The 22,658-nt window shown below is 69.7% G+C and carries 23 protein-coding genes and 1 riboswitch; of the genes, 13 read left to right on the top strand and 10 right to left on the bottom strand.

Going from position 1 to position 22,658, the window contains the following annotated elements:
- Positions 1-45 precede the first annotated feature (45 nt).
- The 4 genes from AC1MEY_RS28080 to AC1MEY_RS28065 form a co-directional block, all read right to left on the bottom strand.
- Positions 46-642, bottom strand: a complete 597-nt coding sequence (locus AC1MEY_RS28080) for a rhomboid-like protein (protein WP_480228594.1) — start codon at positions 640-642, stop codon at positions 46-48.
- Between the two features lie 101 nt (positions 643-743).
- Positions 744-2,081 carry an alpha/beta hydrolase domain-containing protein gene (locus tag AC1MEY_RS28075; protein WP_480228593.1) on the bottom strand — a complete coding sequence of 446 codons (1,338 nt, stop codon included), beginning with the start codon at positions 2,079-2,081 and terminating at the stop codon, positions 744-746.
- A gap of 4 nt (positions 2,082-2,085) precedes the next feature.
- Positions 2,086-3,891 (bottom strand): serine/threonine protein kinase StpK7, encoded by a 1,806-nt coding sequence (gene stpK7, locus AC1MEY_RS28070; RefSeq protein ID WP_480228592.1) that lies wholly within the window; start codon positions 3,889-3,891, stop codon positions 2,086-2,088.
- A 102-nt stretch (positions 3,892-3,993) separates the two neighbouring features.
- A complete protein-coding gene (locus AC1MEY_RS28065) occupies positions 3,994-5,130 on the bottom strand; it encodes a N(5)-(carboxyethyl)ornithine synthase (protein ID WP_480228591.1) in 1,137 nt (378 codons plus the stop codon).
- Positions 5,131-5,260: 130 nt separating this feature from the next.
- Here AC1MEY_RS28065 and AC1MEY_RS28060 point away from each other — a divergent pair, with 130 nt between their 5' ends.
- Both AC1MEY_RS28060 and AC1MEY_RS28055 read left to right on the top strand, forming a co-directional pair.
- A complete protein-coding gene (locus tag AC1MEY_RS28060; RefSeq protein ID WP_480228590.1) occupies positions 5,261-6,100 on the top strand; it encodes an enoyl-CoA hydratase/isomerase family protein in 840 nt (279 codons plus the stop codon).
- A 25-nt stretch (positions 6,101-6,125) separates the two neighbouring features.
- Positions 6,126-7,421, top strand: coding sequence for an acyl-CoA dehydrogenase family protein (locus AC1MEY_RS28055; RefSeq protein WP_480228589.1), 1,296 nt, complete (start codon positions 6,126-6,128; stop codon positions 7,419-7,421).
- A 59-nt stretch (positions 7,422-7,480) separates the two neighbouring features.
- Here AC1MEY_RS28055 and AC1MEY_RS28050 read toward each other — a convergent pair whose 3' ends face one another.
- Together AC1MEY_RS28050 and AC1MEY_RS28045 are read right to left on the bottom strand one after the other, a co-directional pair.
- Entirely contained in the window at positions 7,481-8,404 is a 924-nt protein-coding gene (locus tag AC1MEY_RS28050) for a phosphotransferase family protein (RefSeq protein WP_480228588.1), read from the bottom strand.
- On the bottom strand, positions 8,392-9,177 hold the full coding sequence (locus AC1MEY_RS28045; RefSeq protein ID WP_480228587.1) for an SDR family NAD(P)-dependent oxidoreductase: 786 nt from the start codon (positions 9,175-9,177) through the stop codon (positions 8,392-8,394). Before AC1MEY_RS28045 ends, AC1MEY_RS28050 begins: the two co-directional genes overlap by 13 nt.
- 118 nt (positions 9,178-9,295) lie before the next feature.
- Between AC1MEY_RS28045 and AC1MEY_RS28040 the strand changes: the two genes are divergently transcribed.
- Together AC1MEY_RS28040 and AC1MEY_RS28035 are read left to right on the top strand one after the other, a co-directional pair.
- Positions 9,296-10,132 (top strand): LLM class flavin-dependent oxidoreductase, encoded by an 837-nt coding sequence (locus AC1MEY_RS28040; protein WP_480228586.1) that lies wholly within the window; start codon positions 9,296-9,298, stop codon positions 10,130-10,132.
- Between the two features lie 59 nt (positions 10,133-10,191).
- On the top strand, positions 10,192-11,583 hold the full coding sequence (locus AC1MEY_RS28035; protein WP_480228585.1) for an NAD(P)/FAD-dependent oxidoreductase: 1,392 nt from the start codon (positions 10,192-10,194) through the stop codon (positions 11,581-11,583).
- A 57-nt stretch (positions 11,584-11,640) separates the two neighbouring features.
- Here AC1MEY_RS28035 and AC1MEY_RS28030 read toward each other — a convergent pair whose 3' ends face one another.
- A complete protein-coding gene (locus AC1MEY_RS28030; RefSeq protein WP_480228584.1) occupies positions 11,641-11,934 on the bottom strand; it encodes a hemophore-related protein in 294 nt (97 codons plus the stop codon).
- 341 nt (positions 11,935-12,275) lie between these two features.
- Between AC1MEY_RS28030 and AC1MEY_RS28025 the strand changes: the two genes are divergently transcribed.
- Positions 12,276-14,735 carry a phosphoketolase family protein gene (locus tag AC1MEY_RS28025; RefSeq protein WP_480228583.1) on the top strand — a complete coding sequence of 820 codons (2,460 nt, stop codon included), beginning with the start codon at positions 12,276-12,278 and terminating at the stop codon, positions 14,733-14,735.
- 3 nt (positions 14,736-14,738) lie between these two features.
- Here AC1MEY_RS28025 and AC1MEY_RS28020 read toward each other — a convergent pair whose 3' ends face one another.
- Entirely contained in the window at positions 14,739-16,283 is a 1,545-nt protein-coding gene (locus AC1MEY_RS28020; protein ID WP_480228582.1) for an alkaline phosphatase D family protein, read from the bottom strand.
- Between the two features lie 159 nt (positions 16,284-16,442).
- Between AC1MEY_RS28020 and AC1MEY_RS28015 the strand changes: the two genes are divergently transcribed.
- The 3 genes from AC1MEY_RS28015 (at position 16,443) to AC1MEY_RS28005 (ending at position 17,658) form a co-directional block, all read left to right on the top strand.
- Positions 16,443-16,817: a hypothetical protein gene (locus AC1MEY_RS28015; protein WP_480228581.1), complete on the top strand. Its 375-nt coding sequence runs from the start codon at positions 16,443-16,445 to the stop codon at positions 16,815-16,817.
- Between the two features lie 85 nt (positions 16,818-16,902).
- Positions 16,903-17,070: a hypothetical protein gene (locus AC1MEY_RS28010; RefSeq protein WP_480228580.1), complete on the top strand. Its 168-nt coding sequence runs from the start codon at positions 16,903-16,905 to the stop codon at positions 17,068-17,070.
- Positions 17,071-17,223: 153 nt separating this feature from the next.
- A complete protein-coding gene (locus AC1MEY_RS28005; protein ID WP_480228579.1) occupies positions 17,224-17,658 on the top strand; it encodes an SEC-C domain-containing protein in 435 nt (144 codons plus the stop codon).
- A 6-nt stretch (positions 17,659-17,664) separates the two neighbouring features.
- Here the strand turns inward: AC1MEY_RS28005 and AC1MEY_RS28000 are convergent, their stop codons facing one another.
- Entirely contained in the window at positions 17,665-19,038 is a 1,374-nt protein-coding gene (locus AC1MEY_RS28000; protein ID WP_480228578.1) for an L-serine ammonia-lyase, read from the bottom strand.
- Between the two features lie 180 nt (positions 19,039-19,218).
- A riboswitch (glycine riboswitch) is annotated at positions 19,219-19,312 on the bottom strand.
- 140 nt (positions 19,313-19,452) lie between these two features.
- Between AC1MEY_RS28000 and AC1MEY_RS27995 the strand changes: the two genes are divergently transcribed.
- The 3 genes from AC1MEY_RS27995 to AC1MEY_RS27985 all read left to right on the top strand — a co-directional run bounded on the left by AC1MEY_RS27995 (position 19,453) and on the right by AC1MEY_RS27985 (position 20,814).
- Complete coding sequence (locus AC1MEY_RS27995; protein WP_480228577.1) at positions 19,453-19,635, top strand: hypothetical protein; 183 nt, start codon at positions 19,453-19,455, stop codon at positions 19,633-19,635.
- Between the two features lie 80 nt (positions 19,636-19,715).
- Positions 19,716-20,138 (top strand): hypothetical protein, encoded by a 423-nt coding sequence (locus tag AC1MEY_RS27990; protein WP_480228576.1) that lies wholly within the window; start codon positions 19,716-19,718, stop codon positions 20,136-20,138.
- 319 nt (positions 20,139-20,457) lie between these two features.
- Entirely contained in the window at positions 20,458-20,814 is a 357-nt protein-coding gene (locus tag AC1MEY_RS27985; RefSeq protein ID WP_480228575.1) for an SEC-C domain-containing protein, read from the top strand.
- A 93-nt stretch (positions 20,815-20,907) separates the two neighbouring features.
- Here the strand turns inward: AC1MEY_RS27985 and AC1MEY_RS27980 are convergent, their stop codons facing one another.
- Positions 20,908-21,156, bottom strand: coding sequence for a hypothetical protein (locus tag AC1MEY_RS27980; RefSeq protein ID WP_480228574.1), 249 nt, complete (start codon positions 21,154-21,156; stop codon positions 20,908-20,910).
- Positions 21,157-21,405: 249 nt separating this feature from the next.
- On the opposite strand from AC1MEY_RS27980, the gene AC1MEY_RS27975 reads away from it, so the two are divergent.
- Both AC1MEY_RS27975 and AC1MEY_RS27970 read left to right on the top strand, forming a co-directional pair.
- A complete protein-coding gene (locus AC1MEY_RS27975; protein ID WP_480228573.1) occupies positions 21,406-22,239 on the top strand; it encodes a hypothetical protein in 834 nt (277 codons plus the stop codon).
- Positions 22,240-22,351: 112 nt separating this feature from the next.
- Positions 22,352-22,606, top strand: coding sequence for a hypothetical protein (locus AC1MEY_RS27970; protein WP_480228572.1), 255 nt, complete (start codon positions 22,352-22,354; stop codon positions 22,604-22,606).
- Positions 22,607-22,658 lie beyond the last annotated feature (52 nt).

The raw sequence follows: 22,658 nt of genomic DNA, 5'->3' as shown, positions 1-22,658 counted from the left end.
CACTTCGTGGCTCCAGTAAAAGTGCCGTATTCGTGGGCTAGGCGGTCACGTTTGTGTCTGCTCGCGGGAAAAAGGTGACGGGTAGGGGTGGGCGTCGCGGTCGGGGACCCACGGGCTCACCGCCAGCCCGATCGCGAACGCCGAGAGGTGGCCCACCTCGGTGGCGGTCGGCCGGACGGCGGCGTTGACGGCCAGCGCCCCACCGACCGCGATCTGCGAGCGCGCCCGCCAGGACCGGGGCACGTAGCCGGACAGCGCACCGGCCAGGCCCAGCAGCACATAGCTCACACCGACGTCGCGGGCGTTGGCCAGCCGCCGCGGCGCGCTCCCCCGTCGGATCCGGGCGAGCAGGTGCCCCTGACCGACGTAGGTCGCCAAGACGTGCGCCGCCGCGCCGACGAGAAGCCAACGCCACCAGCCCAACCGCCGCTCGGCCGGTGCGACGACGCCTGCGAACACCGGGACGTACGGCCACCAGCTGCGGCCGTCAAGATAGAACGCGCTCGTCACCAGGACCCGCGACGGCTCGGTGCTCAGCTTCTTCAGGTTGGTCGAGTGGTCGCGCTGGATCTGCTCGGAGCCGCGGCGCCCGGCCGCCTGCTGTCGACGGGTCGTGACGACGAGGATCGCCAGCCACGCCACGCTCAGTGGCGCGCCCGCGACGGCCCGAACCGCGCGATTTGTGCACGCTGAGCCGCGCTCACCGCGGCTGCGAGTGCACAAATCGCGAGAAGGGCGGGGCACTAGCGGGCGGGGTAGGTCGCGGCGGCGAGGTCGAGGATCTCGTCGCGGTCGGCGGCCAGCAGGAACCCCGCCGCGATCGCCGAGTCGAGGGCGTCGGTGAACCGGCCGAGGTACTGCTCCACGCCGCCGGGGTAGAGCCGCTCCAACGCATCGGCCGAGAACACCTCGCCGGAGCCGAACAGCATCGCCATCAGGCTCCCACCGTCGGCCAGCCCCGACGTGCGCGCGACCGGCACGTCCACCCACGGGGTCCGCACGCCGCCGGCGGCCAGGCCGTTGTCGTCGAGCACCAGCGTCGCGCCGTCGGTCAGCTCGATCGGCGGGGCGATGGGTGGCGTCGCGCCGTCGCGGACCCACCCGACCAGGCCGGCCAGCGCCGCCTGCAGGACGTAGTGGTGCTGTGGCGCGAAGTTGATCGCGTACGGCAGCTCCTGGCCCATGAGGCTCCGCGTCGGCGCGTAGCCCGCGACCAGGTCGGCCAGCGGCGCGGAGCCGGAGTCGATGAACCCGACGTTGATCGTGTAGTTGTCGGCGTGTGCGGTACCGGGGATCTCCCAGGTGCGCAGGCACTCTGAATCCGGTTGCCGCGCCGCGTGATACCCGGCCCGCGCGCCGCCGACGAGGTCGGTCTCGGTGATGACCGTCAGCACCGGCACCCGCAGGTCGTCGGCGAACGGCACGATCGCCGGGTCGGCGCCGCCGGCGTCGGCGAAGATCGACGACCCGTCCAGCGGCGCGGCCGGACCGAAGCGGGAGTGCACCAGGAACCCGTCGTACACCTCGGCGAGCGGATCGACGACGTTGACGTACGTGGTCAGGAACAGCGCCGACTGCGACTCGCCCACCGCGATCACCGACCGCGGCGACAGCCCACCGAGGAGGTCGCCGACCAGCCGGCCGGCCTGCGAGAAGACGTCGTAGGCGAACTCGTCGCCGGGATGGTCCAGCGTCGAATACCGTTGCGCGTCCAGCGTCTTGAGCGACATGTCCATGCCCATGCTGGCGCCGCCCTCGACGCCCACCCGCTGCGCCGAGACGGCGACGTAGGCGTGCCGGGCGCGGACGATCTCGCGGTGCGCCATGAACCACACTGCCGGGGCGTCGATCCCGCCGCTGACGTTCAGCCACTCGACGACGACCGTGCCGCTGAAGCCGTCCTCGGGGACGAGCGCGACGACGCGGGTCGTGTAGTCGGACGTGGTGGGTGGTTCGAGGTAGCTCGTCGCGGTGCCGGAGACGAAGAACTCCTCCGCGCGGTAGCCGACGGTGCCGACGTCGTAGGAACCGAGGAGCAGGTTCGGGGTGCCGGGCACGGGCGTGATGGTCGGGTTGGTCACCCGGTCATCTTGCCGCACCGTTCACGGTCGGCTTGTCGATCATGCCCTTCTCGACACCCCACATGGTGGCGATGGTGCGGTACTCGCCGGTGGCGATCAGGTGTTCCAGCGCCTGCCGCAGCGACTCGGCCAGTGCCGATCCCTTCGCGACCGGCCAGCCGTACGGCGCGACGTCGAAGATCTCCCCGGCCGTCTCCAGTGCTCCGGCAGACAGTTTCACGGTGAAGCCGGTGACGGGCGAGTCGGCGGACATCGCCTCGACGTCGCCGGCGACCAGCGCCGCCGTCAGGTCGTCCTGCCGCGTGTAGACCACGGTGTCGATGGCCGGCAGGCCCGCCGCAGTGCACGTGGCGCTCTTCGCGGGCAGCTCGGTGGTCTCCTGGATGGTCGCGAACTGCACCCCCACCCGCAGCCCGCACGCGGCGTCCGGGTCGACGAAGCCGCCGGCCCGCTTGGCCCACTGCGTGCCCGCCTGGAAGTAGCTGACGAAGTCGACGGTCTTGCTGCGTTCGGGCGTGACGGTGATCGACGACGCCCCGGCGTTGAAGCTGCCGCCGCCGATCGACGGCATGATGCTCTCGAACGCGGTCTCGCGGAAGTCCGGCGTCAGGCCCAGCACCCGCGTGACGGCGTTCATGAGGTCGACGTCGAAGCCGACGACCTTGCCCGAGGAATCCTCGAACTCGTTGGGCGCGTAGGGCGTATGCACTCCGATGACGAGGCGGCCAGTCGACCGGACGTCCGAGGGGACCGTCGCGGCGATCTGCGGCACGGTCCCGTCGGGCGCCGCGGCGGGCACGGTCGACTCGGCGACGCTCGCCGGCTCGGTCTCGCGATCCGATGCGCCCCAGACGTGCCAGGCCCCGAACGCGAGCCCACAGGCGAGGACGACGGCCGCGCCGGACACGGTCAGCGCCCGCCACGGCGTGGGCCGACCCGCCGGAACCGGCACCGAGTGCTTGCCGCTGGTGCGCCCGGACCGGGAGCGCGGCACCGGCGCCTCAAGTGCGCGGCGGGCCGCGGTGCCGAGTTCGGCCGCCGTCTGGAAGCGCTTGGCCGGCTTCTTCGCCATACCCTTGTCGATGACGTCGTCGAACGCGCGGAGCCTTGCGTCGGTCGCGGACGGCCGCGGCGGTGGCGACATCATGTGGCCGGCGATCTGCTGCTCGAGGCTGTCCGCCTGATACGGCCGGACGCCGGTCAGCAGCTCGTAGAGAACGCACGTGAGCGCGTAGGTGTCGGCACGGCCGTCGATCGGCCCGCCCTCGAACCGCTCGGGCGCCATGTAGCCGAGCGTCCCGAGCGTGTTGCCCGCGGTCGTCATGCCTGCCTCGCCCGCGGTGCGCGCGAGCCCGAAGTCGATCAGGTAGGCGAACTTCCGCTCGGTCAGCAGGATGTTCGACGGCTTGACGTCGCGGTGGATCAGACCGGCGGCGTGCGCGGCGTCCAGCGCACCGGCGACCTGCTCGACGACCGACACCGCCGTCTCCGGGTCGAGCGGGTGCTTGTCCTCGGCGAGGATCGCGCCCAGGGTTCGGCCCTCGATGAGCCGCATGTCCAGGTAAAGTCGGCCGTCGATCTCGCCGTAGCCGTGGATGGGGACGACGTGCGGGTCGTTGACCCCCGCGGCGGCGTGCGACTCGTGCCGGAAGCGCTGCTGGAACGTCTCGTCGGCGGCGAGGTGCGGGGGCAGGACCTTGAGCGCCACGACGCGGTCGGTCTTGGTGTCGTGGGCCTGATAGACCTCGCCCATTCCACCGCGCCCCAGCAGCTTCTGCAGCTGGTAATGCCCGAAGGGTGTCGCATCCACCGGTGTACTCCTCGGCTGCGGCCAGTCGGTGTGTCGCTTGAAGCTACCGCACCTGCGCCGACCGTGACGAAAATTCGGCAGCCGGTGTCAATTCGGGCGGCGTCAGCGCGACGGGTGCGGGTACTCCTCGGCGCGATTCTGGAACTCCAGGATGTCCCGGTTTTGGATGACGCCGTCCCGGATCTCGAGTGCGCGGGAGATCGTCGAGTCGCCGTCCCACGCCTCCGCGCCGCCGAGGACCGTCTCCAGATACGGGATGAGGGCCTCGCTGATCTCCCACGTCGCGGCGTTCCACAGGTACGACGGGCTGTGGTCGACGGCGTAGTAGGTGATGTTGTCGCCCACCACGAAGCTCGGCGAGTTGAACGACGTCGGCGTGGCCCAGCTGAAGCCCATGCCCTCGTCGCACGACACGTCGACGATGAGGCTGCCCGGACGGAACGCGCCGAGGTCGTCCTCGTCGAGGAAGATCAGCGGCGAGTTGGGGTCCTGCAGGACGCAGTTGACGACGATGTCGTGCTCGGCGAGGAAGTCGGTGAGCGGCTGCTTGCCGTCATCGGTCTGCACGACGCTGGCGCCGTCGTCGTCGCTCTCGAACTGCAGGATGCTCGCCGAGTGGATCGGCGAGGCGACCTCGGCGACATTGCGGTTGGTCAGGACGTCGACGTCCTGGACGCCGATCGCATGCAGGCCGGTGACCGCGCCGCGCGACGTCGCACCGAACCCGATGACGGCCGCCCGCAACCGCCTGCCGTAGGTGCCCGTCGACCCGATCAGTTCGAGCGCGTGCAGGACGGAGCAGTACCCGGCCATCTCGTTGTTCTTGTGGAACACGTGCAGCTTGAAGCCGCCGTCCCGGTTCCACAGGTTCATCGCCTCGAACGCGACGAGCGTCAGCTTTCGGTCGATCGCCTCCTGCGTGATGTCCCGGTCCTGCACGCAGTGCGGCCAGCCCCAGAGGATCTGGCCGTCGCGCAGCTCGGCGAGGTCGGCGGCCTCCGGCTTGGCGAGCAGGATGACGTCGCAGTCGGCGATCAGCTCGGCTCGCGAGCGGACGCCGGCGACGTGCCGCTCGAGTTGCTCGTCGGAGACGCCGAAGTCCTTGCCGTAGCCGCGCTCGAGGTAGATGCGGCTCGCGACGTCCGGATCGATGCGGTCGAGGTGTTCCGGGTGGATGGGGAGGCGGCGCTCGTTCTCCTTGCGGGTGGCGGCGATGACGCCAAGGGTCAACTGGTCCACGGGGTCCTCCAGGGAGTGCGTCTCGGGCCGGCGGCAAGACGGTGTGACCGCGCGCTCGGGCAATGCTCACCCTATGCCCGCGTGAACGGCTTGCCGAAACCCGCGGCCACCGCCCCGACGCCGTGAGAACATGATTCTCTTAAACGGATCATCGGTTCTCGCCGACGGCCGGAACCGCAGCCACGGACGGGAGCGCGACATCGAGACCCTCGACCTCGACACCCCCGTCGACGGCGTCGCGGTGCTGCGCCTGAACCGTCCCGACCGGCTCAATGCGATCAACCAGCTGATGCGCGACGAGCTGATCGAGACGTTCCGCGCACTCGGTGCCGACCGCTCGGTGCGTGCGATCGTGCTGACCGGCGCCGGCCGCGGCTTCTGCTCGGGCATCGACGTCCGCGACTTCGGCCCCGGCATGCTCGAGGCCACCGCGCCCGCCATCGACCGGATGCGATTCCAGGAGGCGATGGCCGCCCTCCCCCGCGCCGTCCGCGACGTCCCCCAGCCGGTGATCGCCGCCGTCAACGGCGCGTGCGTGGGCGCCGGGATGGCGCTGTGTCTGGCGTCGGACGTCCGGATCTGTTCCGACGCTGCGAAGTTCGGCAACGCCGCCATCCTGCTCGGCCTGTCCGGCGCGGAGATGGGGATGAGTTACCACCTGCCGCGCATCGTCGGCACCAGCGTGGCCGCCGACTGGATGCTCACCGGCCGCACCGTGACCGCCGATGAGGCCGACCGCCGCGGCCTGGTCAGCCAGGTGGTCGCGCCGGACGCCCTGCACGACCACGCGCTCGACCTCGCCACCCGGATCGCCGGCCTGGCCCCGCTGGGCGTCGAACTCACCAAGCGGGCACTGCAGGTCAACACCGACGCCGCGCACCTCGACGCCGCCGTCGAACTCGAGAACCGCAACCAGGTGCTCACCCACGCCACCGACGACGCCGCCGCGCGCCGCGCCAGGTGGTCGTGACCAGCCTCCACTGAAAGGACCTCACATGGCGTGGGACTTCTCCACCGACCCCGAGTGGGCCGAGCAACTCGCGTGGGTCGACCAGTTCGTGCGCGAGGAGTGCGAACCCGTCGACATGATCGTCACCGAATCCCACGACCTCAACGACCCGGTGCGGCAGGCGCTGATCCCGCCGCTGCAGCAGATCGTCAAGGACCGCGGCCTGTGGGCCACCCACCTGGGCCCGCACCTCGGCGGGCCGGGGTACGGCCAGATGAAGCTCGCGCTGCTCAACGAGATCCTCGGCCGGTCCGAATGCGCGCCGATCGTGTTCGGCTCGCAGGCACCGGATTCGGGCAACAGCGAGATCCTCGCGCACTACGGCACGCCGGAGCTGAAGGAGCGCTACCTCGAGCCGCTGCTCGACAACCGGATCGTGTCCTGCTTCTCGATGACCGAGCCGCAGGGTGGCGCGGACCCGAAGGTGTTCACCACGACCGCCGTGCAGGACGGCGACGACTGGATCATCAACGGCGAGAAGTGGTACTCGTCGTTCGCGTCGATGGCGTCGGTGATCATCGTGATGGCGATGACCGACCCGGATGCCCCGCCGTACGAACGGTATTCGATGTTCGTGCTACCGGGCGACACGCCGGGCATCAATCTGCTGCGCGACGTCGGGCTCGGCTACCAGCCGCTCGGTGCCGGCGGCCGCGAGGGCTACGTCCGCTACGAGAACGTCCGCGTGCCGAGCGACCACATGCTCGGGCCGCGCGGCGGGGCGTTCGTCGTCGCGCAGACCCGACTCGGCGGCGGCCGCATCCACCACGCGATGCGCACCGTCGGACTGGTCCGCCGCATCTACGACATGATCGCCGAGCGCGCGGTGTCGCGACACACGCAGGGCGAGGTGCTCGCGAACAAGCAGATGGTGCAGGAGATGATCGCCGACTCGTGGATGGAGATCGAGGCGTTCCGACTGCTGACCCTCCAAACCGCCTGGAAGATCGACAAGTTCAACGACTACAAGGCCGTCCGCGCCGACATCTCGGCCGTCAAGGCGATGATGCAGAAGGTGCTGCATGACGTGTCGGCGCGCGCGCTGCAGATCCACGGCTCGCTGGGGACGTCGCACGAGATGCCGTTCGTGCAGTACCTCACCGAGTCGTTCGTCCTGGGTCTGGCCGACGGGCCCACCGAGGTGCACAAGGTCACGCTGGCCCGGCTGCTGCTCAAGGACGTCCTGCCCGCACCCGACATGTTCCCGTCCGAGCACCTGCTGCGGCTGCGCGAGGCGGCCGAGGCGAAGTTCGCGGACCGGTTGGCGGGGATCCCGCGCTAACCGCGCCGTTTCGTGGAGCATTTCCGGCGCTCACCGCCGGAAATACTCCTCGAATCGAGCTATGAAAGCAGTTGGGTGGCCTGCTCGAGCAGCCGGGGCAGCACCGCGGCCATGTCCTCCAATTCGGCACTGGGCGTTGGCCTGCGGCGGTTGTGCTTGACGATCAGCGACCACGTGGCCGTCGACTTGAAGCACGCCAGCGCCATGAACCACTCCACGTCGGGCGCATCGCCATAGGCCGCGAGCAGGGCATGACGAGGCGGTACGGCGTCAACGAATGATGACGGGCGGGAGTACGTACATGGGTCGGCGTTGATCAGGAACCACCCGAGGTCGACCCGCGGATCCCCCACCGACCAGATCTCCCAGTCGATCACCGCGGTGACTTCGCCGTCCACGGCCACCAGGTTGCCCAGCCGGAAATCGCCGTGCACCACCGACCGCCCCACCGGCGGCGGCACCCGGGACAGCAGCGCCGACCGCACCGCCTCCCATCCCGGCACCAGTGCGGGGTCGACGGTGCGCAGCGACGCGCTCCACCGCTCGACCTCCGCGGCCGCGTCGACCACCGGTTCGCCCGCCAGCCCCAGCCCGTCCACCGACACGGAGTGCAGTGCCGACAGCACCCGTGCGGCCGACAGGAACCGTTGCGCCACATCCCCTTCGGACACCGAGGGATCGAACAGCGGCTCGAACGTCTCGCCGTCGACCAGCGACATCGCGAAGGCCGGCGGGTCACCGTCGTCCTCGGCCAGCACCTCCGGCACCGGCACGTCCGTCTCGGCCAGGGCTCGAACGATCCGCGCCTGCCGCAGCACGTCGCGGTGCCCGACCGGCGCCATGCCCGGCGGCGCCACCTTGACGACGACCGCCCGGTCGCCGAGGACACCGCGATACGTCAGGCTCGACGCGCCACCGGCCAGCGGCGCCAGACCGCTGACATCCAGGCGCCTCGAGAGTGCGCCGAGGTCTACCGCAGCCACCCGGTCTCCCGCAGGAACGATTGCGTGTGAGCGATGCGGCCCGTCAACGTCTTCGGGTCACCACTGCACAGCTGGAGCGCCGTCTCGGTGATCAGCGAAACGTCCTCGGTGTCGGTCTTCGCCAGGTCGAGCGTCCCCGCACCGGGCGTCGCGACCGGATTGGACGGCGCGGCCGCGTTGACCGCGATGCCGTCGTCGTACAGCTCGGCGGCGAGGCTCAGCGTCAGCCGGTTGAGCGCCGCCTTCGCGGTGCCGTAGACGCCGAAGCCCGCAGAGGTGTCGAACTCCGAGAACGGCGGCCCCACGGGCAGATCCCCGCCCACCGACGTCAGGTTGAGGATCCATCCGCGTCCCCGTGAGCGCATCGCCGGGATGGCCAGCTGGCTGAACTGCAGGGGCCCCAGCAGGTGCATCTCGAGCATCAGCCGGACACGCTTCTCGGGGAACCCGTCGAGCGGCCGCAGGAACGTGACCGCCGCGTTGTTCACCAGGATGTCCGGCGCACCGACTTCGTCCACGACCGCGGCGAAGAGCTTCTCCCGCTCCTCGCCGTGCGACAGGTCGGCCTGGACCGCGATCGCCCGGCCGCCGGACGCCAGGATCTCGTCGCGCGTCTCGCCCAGCGATCCCTCGTAGCGGGGATCGGGTTCCATCGTGCGGGCGGTGAGCGCCACCGTCGCGCCCTCGCGGGCCAGCTGTTGCGCGATCGCCTTGCCCAGCCCGCGGCTGCTCCCGGTGACCAGCGCCACCTTGCCCTCGCACCGACCCGTCACACGCACGCCCCTCTCGACGCGGAAACCGACTCTCCGATGAAGAGAACGCCGTTACCATCGACTGGCGCGAGTATAGGCAGCCCGCGCGTCCCGCCACGTCGAAACCCGAGGAGCGCGAATGGTCGAGTGGTTCCTCTACGTCCCGCAGAGCAGACAGGGCATCGACGACCTCGTCGCGCGCGCCCGCGCCGCCGAGGCAGCCGGCTTCGACGGCGTCGCGCTGCTCGACCACCTCGAGACGCCGATGGCGCCGGCCAGCCCGATCTGGGAGGCCATGACCGCCGCGACCTGGCTCGCCGCCAAGACCGACCGCGTCACGCTCGGCCACCTAGTCCTGTGCGATGCGTTCCGCCACCCCGCGACGCTGGCCAAGCAGGCGGTCACGCTCGCCGAGGCGTCCGGCGGGCGGTTCGAATTGGGCCTGGGCGCCGGCTCGATGCCCGACGAACTCGCCAAGTTCGGTCTGAGCACCGCGTCGCCGCGGGAACGCGTCGACGCCCTCGGCCGCACCCTCGTCGCACTCAAGCGGTACTGGCACGCCGACGACGAGGCCGCGCAGCACCCGACGCCGAGCGCCCCGATCCCGATCGTGCTCGGCGGCGTCGGCCCGCGCATGCTGGCCCTGGTCCGCGAACACGCCGACTGGTGGAACCTGCCCGCCACCTACGTCGACCGGCTGGCCGAGTTCGTGCCGCGGATCGGCGCCGCGAAGGCGTCGGTGCAGCAGATGACGGGGTTCGTGCGCCGCGGCGACGACCCGGCCGCGACCGTCGAGAAGGCCCAGCGCCGCTTCGGCCACTTCGGGCCCGGCCTGGTGTGCGGTGACGCCAGCGCGCTCGCCGACCACTACCGGACACTCGAAGCGCAAGGTGCGCAACGCATCTACGTCTGGTTCGCAGACTTCGCGCCGCCCGACACGATCGCGGAGTTCGGCGAAACCGTGATCAACGCCTGACCAGCCAGCAAAGCAATTCTGCCGCGCCCGACCGCTCCGCCGCGTAGCGTCCGAGGGCGATGACCACCATCGAGACCGACTACCTGGTCGTCGGCGCGGGCGCCATGGGCATGGCCTTCGTCGACACCCTGCTCACCGAGACCTCCGCGTCCGTCGTCCTCGTCGACGCCGGCCACCAACCGGGCGGGCACTGGCTCGTCAGCTACCCGTTCGTGCGCCTGCACCAGCCCTCGGCCTACTACGGCGTGAACTCCCGGCCGTTCGGCGACGACGTGGTCGACACCGGCGGGTGGAACGAGGGGTTCTACGAACTGGCGACCGGCAGCGAGATCTGCGCGTACTTCGAACAGGTCATGCGCCACCAGATGCTGCCCACCGGTCGGCTTACCTACCTGCCCATGACGCGCTACCTCGGCGAGAACCGGGTGCGCACCCTCGACGGCGCCGAGCAGACCGTGACCGTCCGCCGGCGCGTCGTCGACGCGAGCTACCTGCTGACCACGGTGCCGTCGATGCGGCCGCCACCGTTCCCCTCGGCGGCGGGCGTCGACGTCGTCACCCCCAACGATCTGCCGAAGAACGCACCGGGCCGGGACCGCTTCACGATCGTCGGCGCGGGCAAGACCGGGATGGACGCCTGTATCTGGCTGCTGCGCAACGGCATTCCACCCGACCGGATCCGCTGGATCATGCCGCGGGACTCCTGGCTGATGAACCGCGCCCACGTACAGCCCGGGCCGCGGTTCATGGATCAGACCCGCGGCGCCCTCGGCCTGCGCATGAAGGCCGCGTTCGAGGCGACGTCACTCGACGACCTGTTCACCCGGCTGGAGGCCGACGGGTCGCTGCTGCGGATCGACCCGACCGTGACCCCGACGATGTACCACTGCGCGATCGTGTCGCTGGGCGAACTGGAACAGTTGCGCCGCATCGAGGACGTGGTGCGCCTCGGCCACGTCGACCGGATCGAACCCGACCGGCTGGTGCTCGAGGCCGGCGAGCTGCCGGCCGAGCCGGGGACGCTGTACGTCGACTGCACGGCGTCGGGGCTCACGAAGGCGCCGCCGGTGCCGGTCTTCGACGACGGCCGCATCGTGCTGCAGAGCGTGCGCGGCTGCCAGCAGGTCTTCAGCTCGGCGTTCATCGCGCACGTCGAGCAGGCCTACGGCACCGACGCGGAGCGCAACCGACTGTGCGCGCCCGTCCCGCACCCCGACGTCCCGCTGGACTGGCTGCGCGTCGCGCGGTCCGACTACGCCGGCCAGGCCCGGTGGCTCTCGGACCCCGACCTGACGGCGTGGCTCGAATCGGCCAGGCTCAACATCTTGCGCGGCATGTTCGCCGACCTGCCGGCCGACCCGGAGGCGCGCCAACCGATCGTCGACGCCATGGTCACCACGCTCGAGGGGTGCAACGCGAGCCTCGACGCCCTGTTGCAGCGCGTCGACTGACCTCGAGACGACAATGAGACCGGTCGAAGACGACCGGTCTCACTGGCGAAGCGATGCTCAGAAGTTGTTGCAGGTACCCGCAACGTTGTTGATCAGGCTGGTGTACTGCACGATCTGCGGCACGCCCTGGGCCTGGCGGATGTAGTTACGACGCTGATCGGGACCCGACGCGACGAAGTTCTGCAGGTAGCCGACGGCCATCGGGTTGCTGGTGATCTGCTGACCGACCGCGGGATCCTGTGCATTGACGGCCGCGATGATCTGCGGGTACGAGCACGTGGTGTTGACGATCGCCTCGGTGTCGGGAGCCGCGGAAGCCATTCCGGCGGTGCCCAGCAGTGCAGCGGCCACTCCACCCGATGCAATCAAAGCCTTGGTTGCAATACGCATTCTCATTTGCCTTCCGACCCTATTTCTTACCGACGTTTCAAGAACTGCTGCTCACGCGGCAATTCGGTGCGAACAGTGCATCACACTGTCCATGAAATCGTCCAGTTGTCCGCTTGTGTTACACGAGCTAACAACAAACTCTGACGTGCAATTCCCCGGTACGTCGTCGTACGGGTCCACCCATCCTGGTACCCGTCCAACGCGCGCGGTGAACATTCGGTTCCGGCGCTGCATGGATCGGCCGATGCGGGTTACATGGGGTACGGAATCGTTTCAGAACCAAGGCGAGGAGCCGAACGGCCATGACGATCACGGAGAACACCACCTGGCATACCGCCGAGGTGGGCACGCTCGACGACGACACCCTCGCCCAAGTGCACGGGTGGTGGCGCGCCGCGAACTACCTGTCCGTCGGCCAGATCTACCTCCTGGACAACCCGCTGCTGCGGACGCCGCTGTCCCGCGACGACGTCAAGCCGCGCCTCCTCGGGCATTGGGGCACGACCCCCGGACTCAACTTCCTCTACGCGCACCTGAACCGCGCGATCAAGGCGCGCGAGCAGTCGACGCTCTACGTGACCGGGCCCGGCCACGGTGGCCCGGGACTGGTGGCCAACGCCTACCTCGACGGCACGTACTCCGAGGTGTACTCCGACATCACGCCCGACGCGGAGGGCATGCGGCGGCTGTTCCGGCAGTTCTCCTTTCCCGGCGGCATCCCGTCGCACGTCGCCCCCGAGACGCCGGGCTCCATCCACGAGGGCGGCGAACTCGGCTACGCACTGTCCCACGCGTACGGCGCCGCGTTCGACAACCCCGACCTGCTGGTGGCCGCAGTCATCGGCGACGGCGAGGCCGAGACCGGCCCGCTGGCCACCAGCTGGCACTCGAACAAGTTCACCAACCGCGCGAACGACGGCGTGGTGCTGCCGATCCTGCACCTCAACGGCTACAAGATCGCGAATCCGACCGTGCTGGCGCGCATTCCGCAGGACGAGCTGCGCAGCCTGATGGTCGGCTACGGGCACGAGCCGTACTTCTTCGAGGCGACCGAGGAGACCGATCTCGCGACCGCGCACCGAGAGTTCGCGCAACTGCTCGACACCGTCCTCAACGAGATCGCCGAAATCAAGGCCCGTTCCGACGACGATCAGACCCCGACGCGCTGGCCGATGATCGTGTTCCGCACCCCCAAGGGCTGGACCGGACCGGCGACCATCGACGGCAAGAAGAGCACCGGCTCGTGGCGGGCGCACCAGGTGCCGCTCGCCAGTGCCCGCGACACCCCGGAACACCTTCGGGTGCTCGACGACTGGCTCGGGTCCTACCGCGCCGACGAGCTGTTCGACGACGAGGGCCGGCTCGACCCGTTCATCGCCGAACTCGCGCCCACCGGCGCGCTGCGGATGAGCGCCACCCCACACGCCAACGGCGGGTTGCTGCTGAAGGACCTGCGGCTGCCCAGTTTTCGGGACTACGCGGTCGACGTGCCCGCGCCCGGCGCCACCATCGCCGAGTCGACGAAGGTGCTCGGCGGCTGGCTCACCGAGGTGATCCGCCAGAACCCGGACAACTTCCGGATCTTCGGACCCGACGAGACTGCGTCCAACCGGCTGCAGTCGGTGTACGACGCGACCGACAAGCAATGGAACGCCGAGTTCATCGGCCCCGAGGTCGACGAGCACCTCGCCCGCGCCGGACGCGTCATGGAGATGCTGTCCGAACACCAGTGCCAGGGCTGGCTCGAGGGTTACCTGCTCACTGGCAGGCACGGCCTGTTCAACTGCTACGAGGCGTTCATCCACATCGTCGACTCGATGGTGAATCAGCACGCCAAGTGGCTCAAGGTGACCAACCACATTCCGTGGCGCCGGCCGATCGCCAGCCTCAATTACCTTCTGTCAAGCCATGTCTGGCGTCAGGATCACAACGGGTTCAGCCACCAGGACCCCGGCTTCATCGACCACGTCATGAACAAGAAGGCCCAGGTGGTGCGGGTCTACCTGCCGCCGGACGCCAACACCCTGCTGTCGACCTACGACCACTGCCTGCGCTCGCGGCAGTACGTCAACGTGGTGGTCGCGGGCAAGCAGCCGAGCCCCAACTTCCTGACGATGGAGGAGGCCGTCGCGCACTGCACGCGAGGGCTCGGCATCTGGGAGTGGGCGGGTACCGAGACGCTTGGTGAGAACCCCGACGTCGTCGTCGCCACCGCCGGCGACGTCCCGACGCTGGAGGGGCTGGCCGCCGTCGACATCCTGCGTCGGAACCTGCCGGAGTTGAGGATTCGCTTCGTCAACGTGGTGGACCTCATGCGCCTGCAGGACGAGAAGGAACACCCGCACGGCCTGAACAATCACGAGTTCGACATGATCTTCACCCGCGACAAGCCGGTGATCTTCGCCTACCACGGCTACCCGTGGCTCATCCACCGCCTGACCTACCGCCGCGCCAACAACGACAACATCCACGTCCGCGGTTACAAGGAGGAGGGCACCACCACGACGCCGTTCGACATGGTGATGCTCAACGACCTCGACCGCTACCACCTGGTGATGGACGTCATCGACCGCACGCCGTCGCTGGGGTCGCGGTACGCGGCGCTGCGGCAGCGGATGGTGGACAAGCGGATCGCCGCACGCGAGTACACCCGCGCGCACGGCGACGACGTCCCCGAGGTGCGCGACTGGGTGTGGCCGACGGAGTACGGGCATACCCTTGCGGCCGACGCCGTCTCGTCGACCGGCGGGGACAACGACTGAGCGTCAGAGACCGCGCAGCGACGGGTCACGATCCGCGACCACGAACGACGCGCCCGTGCCCACCGGGGCATCCGGCCGCGACACGTAGGGCACGGTGCGGAAGTCGACCCGCATCTCGTCGGGCGTGATGCGCGTCCGGACGTAGCCGCGCCGGTTGCTGAAGTACTTGAGGTGCGGATTTTCGGCCAGCACCGCGTCGACGTCCGCGCGCGTGTCGGAGCCGTCGCCGCCCGAGGTGATCGAGCTGGTGACCAGTTCGGTCGCGACGCTGCGCGACGACGGGTCACCCGGCCGCTCGACGACGTCGGCGGCCCAGTGCGCGTGGACGTCGCCGGTGAGCACCACCGCGTTGCGCACCCGCGACCCGGCCAGGCCGGTGAGGATCCGCTGCCGGTTGGCGGTGTAGCCGTCCCAGGCGTCCGGGTTGAACCCGCGCCCCGGGCCGGGCGTCAGGTCGACCTCGGAGAGGAAGACCTGCTGAGCGAGCACGTCCCAGCGTGCCGACGATCCCGCGAACCCGTCCAGCAGCCAGCGTTCCTGTTCCGGGCCGGTCAACGTCGCCAAGGGCGAATGCCGTTCGGGGCAGTCCGACGCGTAGCGGTCGCCGCACGGCTGATCGGTGCGGTACTGCCGCGTGTCGAGCACGTGGAACGTCGCGAGCCCACCCCAGTCGATCCGCCGGTACAGCGACATGTCGATCCCGCTCGGCCGCGCCGACGACCGCAGCGGCATGTTCTCCCAGTAGGCGCGCAGCGCTGCGGTGCGACGGGCGGGGAACGCCGGATCCGGTGCGGGCGGCACCTCGTCGGCCCAGTTGTTCACCACCTCGTGGTCGTCGAACACCACCAGCCACGGCGCGATGGCATGTGCCGCCTGCAGATCCGGATCGGTGCGGTACTGCGCGTGGCGGCGGCGGTAGTCCGCCAGCGTGACGGTCTCGGCGCCGGCGTGATCCCGCACCCGGGTGGCACTGCGTCCGGCCGCCTGCTCGTAGACGTAGTCGCCGAGGTGCACGACCACGTCGGGTTGCTCCTCGGCCAGGCGCCGGTACGCGGTGAACCAGCCCTGCTCGTAGTGCGAGCAGGACGCGACGCACATCGTCGTCGCAGCCATCGATCCCTGCGCCGGTGCCGTGCGCGTCCGTCCCGCAGGCGAGACGAAGCCGGCGGTGCGGAACCGGTAGAAGTAGTCAGCGCCGGGCGCCAGACCGTCGAGTTCGACGTGGACGGCGTGCGATTCCTCGGGCGTGGCGACGGCGGTGCCGCGACGCACGACCGTAGCGAAGGACTCGTCGGCGGCCACCTCCCACTCGACGTCGAAGGCGCGGGCCGGCACGCCGCCGAGGCCGTCGTCGGCCAGGGGCTCGGGTGCCAGGCGGGTCCACAGCACCACGCCGCCGGGCGCCGGCTCGCCCGACGCGACGCCGAGTGTGAACGGATCCCGCGGCAGCAGCCCGAGCACGTGCCGCGGCGTGAAGCCGACGGCAGGCAGCACGGCCAGTGCCGCGCCCGCCTTGAGGAGTGTCCGGCGGCTGGGTTGGAAGACCACGGCGCAGTGTCGGTCGGGCGCCTGTCGCGGCCGTTACGGGCGGGCGTACGGAGTCCTGCGGGTGGCGGTACGTCCGGGTGCGGCCCCGAGGATCGGCCTGACAGATTCGGCCCGATTCGTATCGCTACACTCGGGCGCACTCGAAGGGTGGTGGGTCACGTGACCTCAACGACGGCATCGGTCGGCTCGCCGCAAGCGAACCGGGTGGAGAACGCGCTCTGGTACGGCCTCGCGGCACTCGCCGTGCTCGCACTGGCCGGGTTCGTCGTCCTCGTGACGTTGATGGTCAAGGGAGCGGGAATCGAGCGGATTCCGCTGGTCGACGCACCGCCCGCCGCCGTCGCCCCCGCGCCGGGGGATGCCCTACCCGGTCAGGAGCCGGTCCCCGGGCCCGCCGCACCGCCCGCCCCCGCGGGCCCCGGAGCGGCCGGCGTGCCCGCGCCGTCGGGACCGGCCGTGCGGCCACCCGCGCCCGCACCGTCCGCACCCGCGGCCCGTCCTCCCGCACCAGCACCGACCGGCGCCCCGCGCTGAACTCCGTGAATTGACGTAAACGTCGGAGGCCGGGTCTATGCTGGCGTCCGGGGGATGACGATGTTCGTCATCTGGGGGGAAACACATGATGTTCACGCTGTTCACGCTGCCTTCGGCATTACTCGTCGGGGCCGTCCGGCATGGCGGTCACACGGTCCGGGCCACTGAGCCCGACGACGACGCCTGCCCGATCTGCGATCACCCGTTCCGCCACATGCGGCACGCGTGTGTCGGGATGCTCGATCTGGTCTGACACGTCGCGGGGATGCCACGCGGGCGTGACCGGGTTTTGTTTCAAGATCTGTCGGCGTGGCTACCCTTAACCGTGCTCAGCGACCATTCGCGCACTATGCGACCATTCGACCTCGCCCAACGTCACGACGTCGGCGGGCAGAGGGGTAGATCCGTGGACGACGCAGCCGGTGCATTCGAGCAAAGTTCGGCACCCTCGGGTACGCCATCCGTTGGCGGGCTGGAATCGGTGTTCTACCGGATGTCCGCCACCGACCTCTACCTCGTCAAGGCCGCACTCACCGCCACCCGAGACGCGGGGACGGTCGACGAGGTGGCTGCACGGATCGAGCCGGTGTCCGCGCCGCTGGCCCGCTGGGTCGCGCGCCAGGCCGACGTGCGTGGGACCGGCGACGTCCTGTCGACGATCGTCGGCGTCCTTCTGACGCTGTACATGCTGTCCGAGGAACCGGCACCGCCCGACCAGCTCCACGAGGTCGTCGAGAAGGCCGCCGCCGGTCAGCCACACCTGATGCCGCTGCCGAAGCGCGTCGACTGCTTCTGCGGCAGCGGCAAGAAGTACAAGAGCTGCCACGGCCGCACTCCGTAGGACGGGTCAGCACTCGACGACGTTGACGGCGACGGCAAGTCCGCCCGTGGACGTCTCCTTGTACTTCGAACTCATGTCCCGCCCCGTGGCGCGCATGGTGGCGATCACCTCGTCGAGGCTCACCCGGTGGGTGCCGTCGCCGCGCATGGCCATCCGCGCGGCGTTGATGGCCTTGCCCGCGGAGATGGCGTTGCGCTCGATGCACGGGATCTGCACCAGGCCGGCGATCGGATCGCACGTCAGGCCCAGGCTGTGCTCCATCGCGATCTCCGCGGCGTTCTCGACCTGAGCCGGTGTGCCACCGAGGATTTCGGTGAGGCCCGCGGCGGCCATCGACGCGGCGGACCCCACCTCGCCCTGGCAGCCCACCTCGGCGCCGGAGATCGAGGCCATCTCCTTGTACAGCGATCCGATGGCGCCGGCGGTCAACAGGAACCGCACCGCGGTGTCGTCCGGGTCGGTCCGTCCGGCCGGACAGTAGTGCCGGGCGTAGCTGAGCACGGCGGGGATGATGCCCGCGGCGCCGTTGGTGGGTGCGGTGACCACCCGACCGCCCGCGGCGTTCTCCTCGTTGACGGCCAGCGCGACGAGATTGACCCAGTCCTCGGCGAAGATCGGATCGCGGTCGGGGTCCTCAGCGGCGAGTCGACGGTGCCAGTCGCGGGCACGGCGGCGGACGGCGAGCCCGCCGGGCAGGTGCCCGTCCTGGTCGATGCCCCGCTCGACGCACTGCGCCATGACGTCACGGATGTGCAGCAGGCCCGCGCGGACCTCGGCGTCCGACCGGAACGCCCGCTCGTGTTCGGCCATCACGTCGCAGATCGACCCGTCACGGGCCGCGGCGAGGGCGAGGAGTTCGCGGGCGGAGCCGAACGTCACGCCGCCCGTCGGCGCCGACTGGTCGAGCGAGTCCCCCTGGGCGACGACGAATCCGCCGCCGACCGAGAAGTAGGTCTCCTCGGCCAGCGGTGCACCGTCGTCGCCAAAGGCACTGATGGTCAACGCATTCGGGTGTCGGTCGAGCACCACGTGCGGACTCGACACGACGTCCCCCTCGGTGAACGGGAGCACGATCGTGCCGCCGAGCCGGATGGTGCCGTCGGCCCGAATCCGCTCGAGGGACCGGGCCATGTCGTCGGGATCGAGGCTCTCCGGGTGCCGGCCCTCGAGCCCGACGAGCGTCGCGGGGATGGTGCCGTGACCCTTGCCCGTGGCGGCGAGGGAGCCGAACAGTTCGACGCGGACGTGCCGGACGTCGGGGAGCAGACGCGCGTCGTCGAGGTCCTCCACGAAGCGAGCCGCGGCGCGCATCGGGCCGACCGTGTGGGAACTCGACGGGCCGATACCCACGGTGAAGAGGTCGAACACGCTGATGGTCATCGAGGCGACTCCGGTTCCGTCACGCCGGGCGTGCCCGGCCATGGATCGACGCCGGGCAGACCCGGACATCGAATGAGGCACCTCCCCGCTCTGTCCTGAGACCTGAGAGTTTGGGCGAGACTTCGCCGTTCACCTTCGGTAAGCGCCGGCGGCATCGTCGGCACTGTTCTCCAGAGTTGCCTCGGCGTGGCGGTGCTGGGGCCTGAGAGATTCCCGGGGAGGACATTGCTCCTACGGCGCCTCCTTCGATCGGAGGTTCTCCCGCCATGCGTCGACGGCTTGTTCGATTGTGGTGGCGAGCCTATACCCGGATCGGCCGCCGTGCGGGTCGTCGGCGTTCACCACAATCTCAGGCTCAGCGGTGATACTGGACCCGACGGCTACAACGCTCGCGACAATCTTGGGGACGACACGATGCACGACGACTACGGCAGGGAACCCTCCTGGCCGGTGGCGCTGGTGGTCGGGGCGATCGCCGCGGTGGTCGGGGTGGTCGTTCGCGTGCGGACCGCCGTCCGGTGTCTCGTGCGCCGGGACGCAGACCATCCCTCCGACGGGCCGGGCTCGACCGAACCGACCGACGACCGACGCGACTGATCGGGCCAAACGCGTCCCCCTCGTCGTCGACCGTGTCACGCTGCCAGGGACATCGGATCCGTGCTGGTGAAGGAGACGTCGTGGCCCTGAAGTGCGCAGTCCTCGTCGGAGCAGCCGCCCTGTGCGCCGTCCTCGGCGCCCCGACGGCCGGCGCCGACGCCGCGGTCGACGGCACCTCGACGGTGATCCAGGACGTACGCCAGCGCTCGGGTTGCGCACCGCTCAACCATTCCGCCCAACTCGACGCGATCGCCCAGGACTACGTGCGTGCCGGCGTGCTGCGCGGGCAGGCCTACCCGGGATACACGACACCCTTCATCGCCACCGGTCGACCGGTCGCGTCGGCGATCACTCAGGTCACGACGAACGCGAAGGGTCTCATCAACGACTGCCGCTGGGTCGACGTGGGCGTGGGCACCATGCCGAACGGCGACTACACCGTGCTGGCCATCGTGCTCGGGTCGATCACCGGTCCGCAGGCGGCCGGCGGCATGCCCGTCTGACGCAACGTGCCCACATAAGGAGGTCTCGCCGACTCCCGGGGGGGATGGGAGTCAGGCGAGACCTGACGAGCGCGGCACAGGGGGGGTAGGCCAGCGCTCGTCTGTCCGTGAGCTTAAGGCCTTTCCCTGTGTCAATCCTGAGAACGACATGCCCAGTTGTCGTGAATGGTCCATTCCGGCCGGAGCGGATCCGTGCGATGATGACGGCGTCGCCGCGCTGGGGGGTGCGGCATCGGCATCACCGGGGGGGAACATGTCCACTTCTTCAGCTGACGCACGCCTGGAATCGGCGCTCTGCGCGCTTGAGCATCCAGAACTGATGCGGCTTCAGGAAACCGTCCATCATCACCTGAGATACGAGCTGCCATCGCCGGCGCAACTCGCGAAGGCGATCGAAGCCGAGCATCCCGACGTCGCGGTGTGGCTCCGCTTCCGCGAGGCCGACGACGCCGTGAAGATCCTGATGGTGCTTGGCGCGCTCGCCGTCGCGATCGCCTGGCTCGAGCATCGCCACACGCCGGCACCCGAGGGGCGACTGGAGAGCGTCATCGCCAGGGTCGACGAGGGCCACCTGTACATGCTGCCGATCCCGCGGAGCGATCAGTGCTTCTGCGGCAGCGGCACGCGGTTCAAGTCGTGCCACGGCCGCCCGCCCGTCGCGGCGCCCGCGGTCTGAGTCCGTTGCCGTCGCAGGGGATCGACCGCGACGCCGCGCTACTCGACTGCGTGCGCGCGGCGGTGGCCTCGTTCTGCGGTGCGGACCCCGAGGTCAGCGCGCCCGATGATCGTGGTGCCGGCGCGCTGTCGGCCGGGTCGTGGCACTGGGCGCGCCGCGGTACAGCAGGGCCACGGGAGCCGCGAGCGGCCAGAAGAGTGCCGCCGCGACGGTGACGACGCATCCCACCTTGACCTGAACGGCGTCGCCGCTCGGGTCGAAGGACCGACCGACCCGGTCGAAGGTGATCGATGCACCGGCCACGTAGACGGAGATGATCGAGATGATCGACAGCAAATTCACTGCGGCCCCCTCGCCGTGTGCTGCCCCCGCAGCGACTGTTCACAGCCTACGGGAAGCAATGCCACGGAATGGGGGCTCCGTCTCCCCTTTGACGACGGGATCCGGTCGGGCCGGGCGTTGGTTCAAGCGTCCGTCCGTTGCGGTGCCTGGGCGTCGGTTACGTTCGAAGAAGACGGCGGTGGCCAGCTCACCTTCTGCGCTCGCCGACGCACAGCCCGAGCCGTCGGCCCCGGCGAGAGGAGCGTTCGCATGTCGAATGACCGACTTCCGCAGCCGGAGCATTGGCCCCCGGGATGGCAGCGCTACCTGCAGAGCAGAATCCTCTTGGCGCTCTTTGCGTTGGCCGCCCTGATGCTCGGTGCCGCCGACGTGACCAGCGGGCTGTACGTGGGAGCCCTGATTCCAGCAGGCCTGCTGACGTCCCTCGCCCTCGCGATATTCGTGCTGACGTCGATGACACGTGGACGGACCACGGTCCACGTCGAACACGGATCGACCGGCACGACGTTCATGCCCGACCGGAACGTCAGCCGGCTGGGCCTGGTGTCGCTCGCCCTCTTCGTCGTCACCAGCGTGATCGTGATCGTCGGCACGTGGGGAGGAAGACCGGGGATGTTCTTCGACGTCGACCTTGCTGGACAGGCGGTGGTCGTGGCCATCCCCGCAGCACTCGTTGCTACCTGGATGCTGATCCACGCATGGTCGCGCGGCGGCATCGGACAGGTACGAATGACACCCGGCGGAATCGACCACTTCGACGTCCGGCGCACGGTGACCGTCGCCTGGGACGACATCGCGGCGATCAGCGATGAGGTGGACCGAGGGATCTTGACGGCATGGGAGCGAATCCAGGCCATGTCGAAAACGGTCTACACCGCGCCGACCCGCAAGACCATCGTCCTCCACCTTCGCGACGGACGGAGGCGGCGCGTGGACGACGCCGAACTGTACGTGCCCGACGGCGCCGGACTGTATTGGCTCGTGCGGCATTATCTGCGCAACCCGGACGACCGCACCGAACTTGCCGACGGCCGCGCCGTCGATCGTCTCGCCGACGGACGGTTCGACACCAGCGAGCCGTGAGACAGGCGGTCTCGCCGACTCAAGGGGGGTTATGAGTCGGCGAGACCTAAGCGAGCGCGGCACAGGGGGGGGTCGGCCACAGCTCGCCTTATGTCAACGCTACCGACCGTAAGTGGATAAACGCCAGCGACGCGGCGATCGGCGGCAGATTTGCGCCCAGCGGTTGCGTCCCCTCCCGCTCCACGCAACCGCCGGGCATGTCGTCGTGTACCCGGCGCGCAAGGTCGGCAAAGACCACTCCGACGGTTTCGTCAGTTTCGCCGGTATCCGCATCGCGGGCGCGACGAGGGTGCGGATCTGGCCATCTTTCGTCACCGATGGTGCCGGATTCGTTCCGGGCGCTCTGGGCGTGTGGATTCGTGTGTGACCCCCCCGGGGCCGCGCTACGTCGTTCGCGGGTACACGCTCGACGCCGCCAC

It is taken from the genome of Mycobacterium sp. PTI7 (genome assembly GCF_056679845.1).
This window is presented reverse-complemented; position numbering and strand designations above follow the sequence as displayed.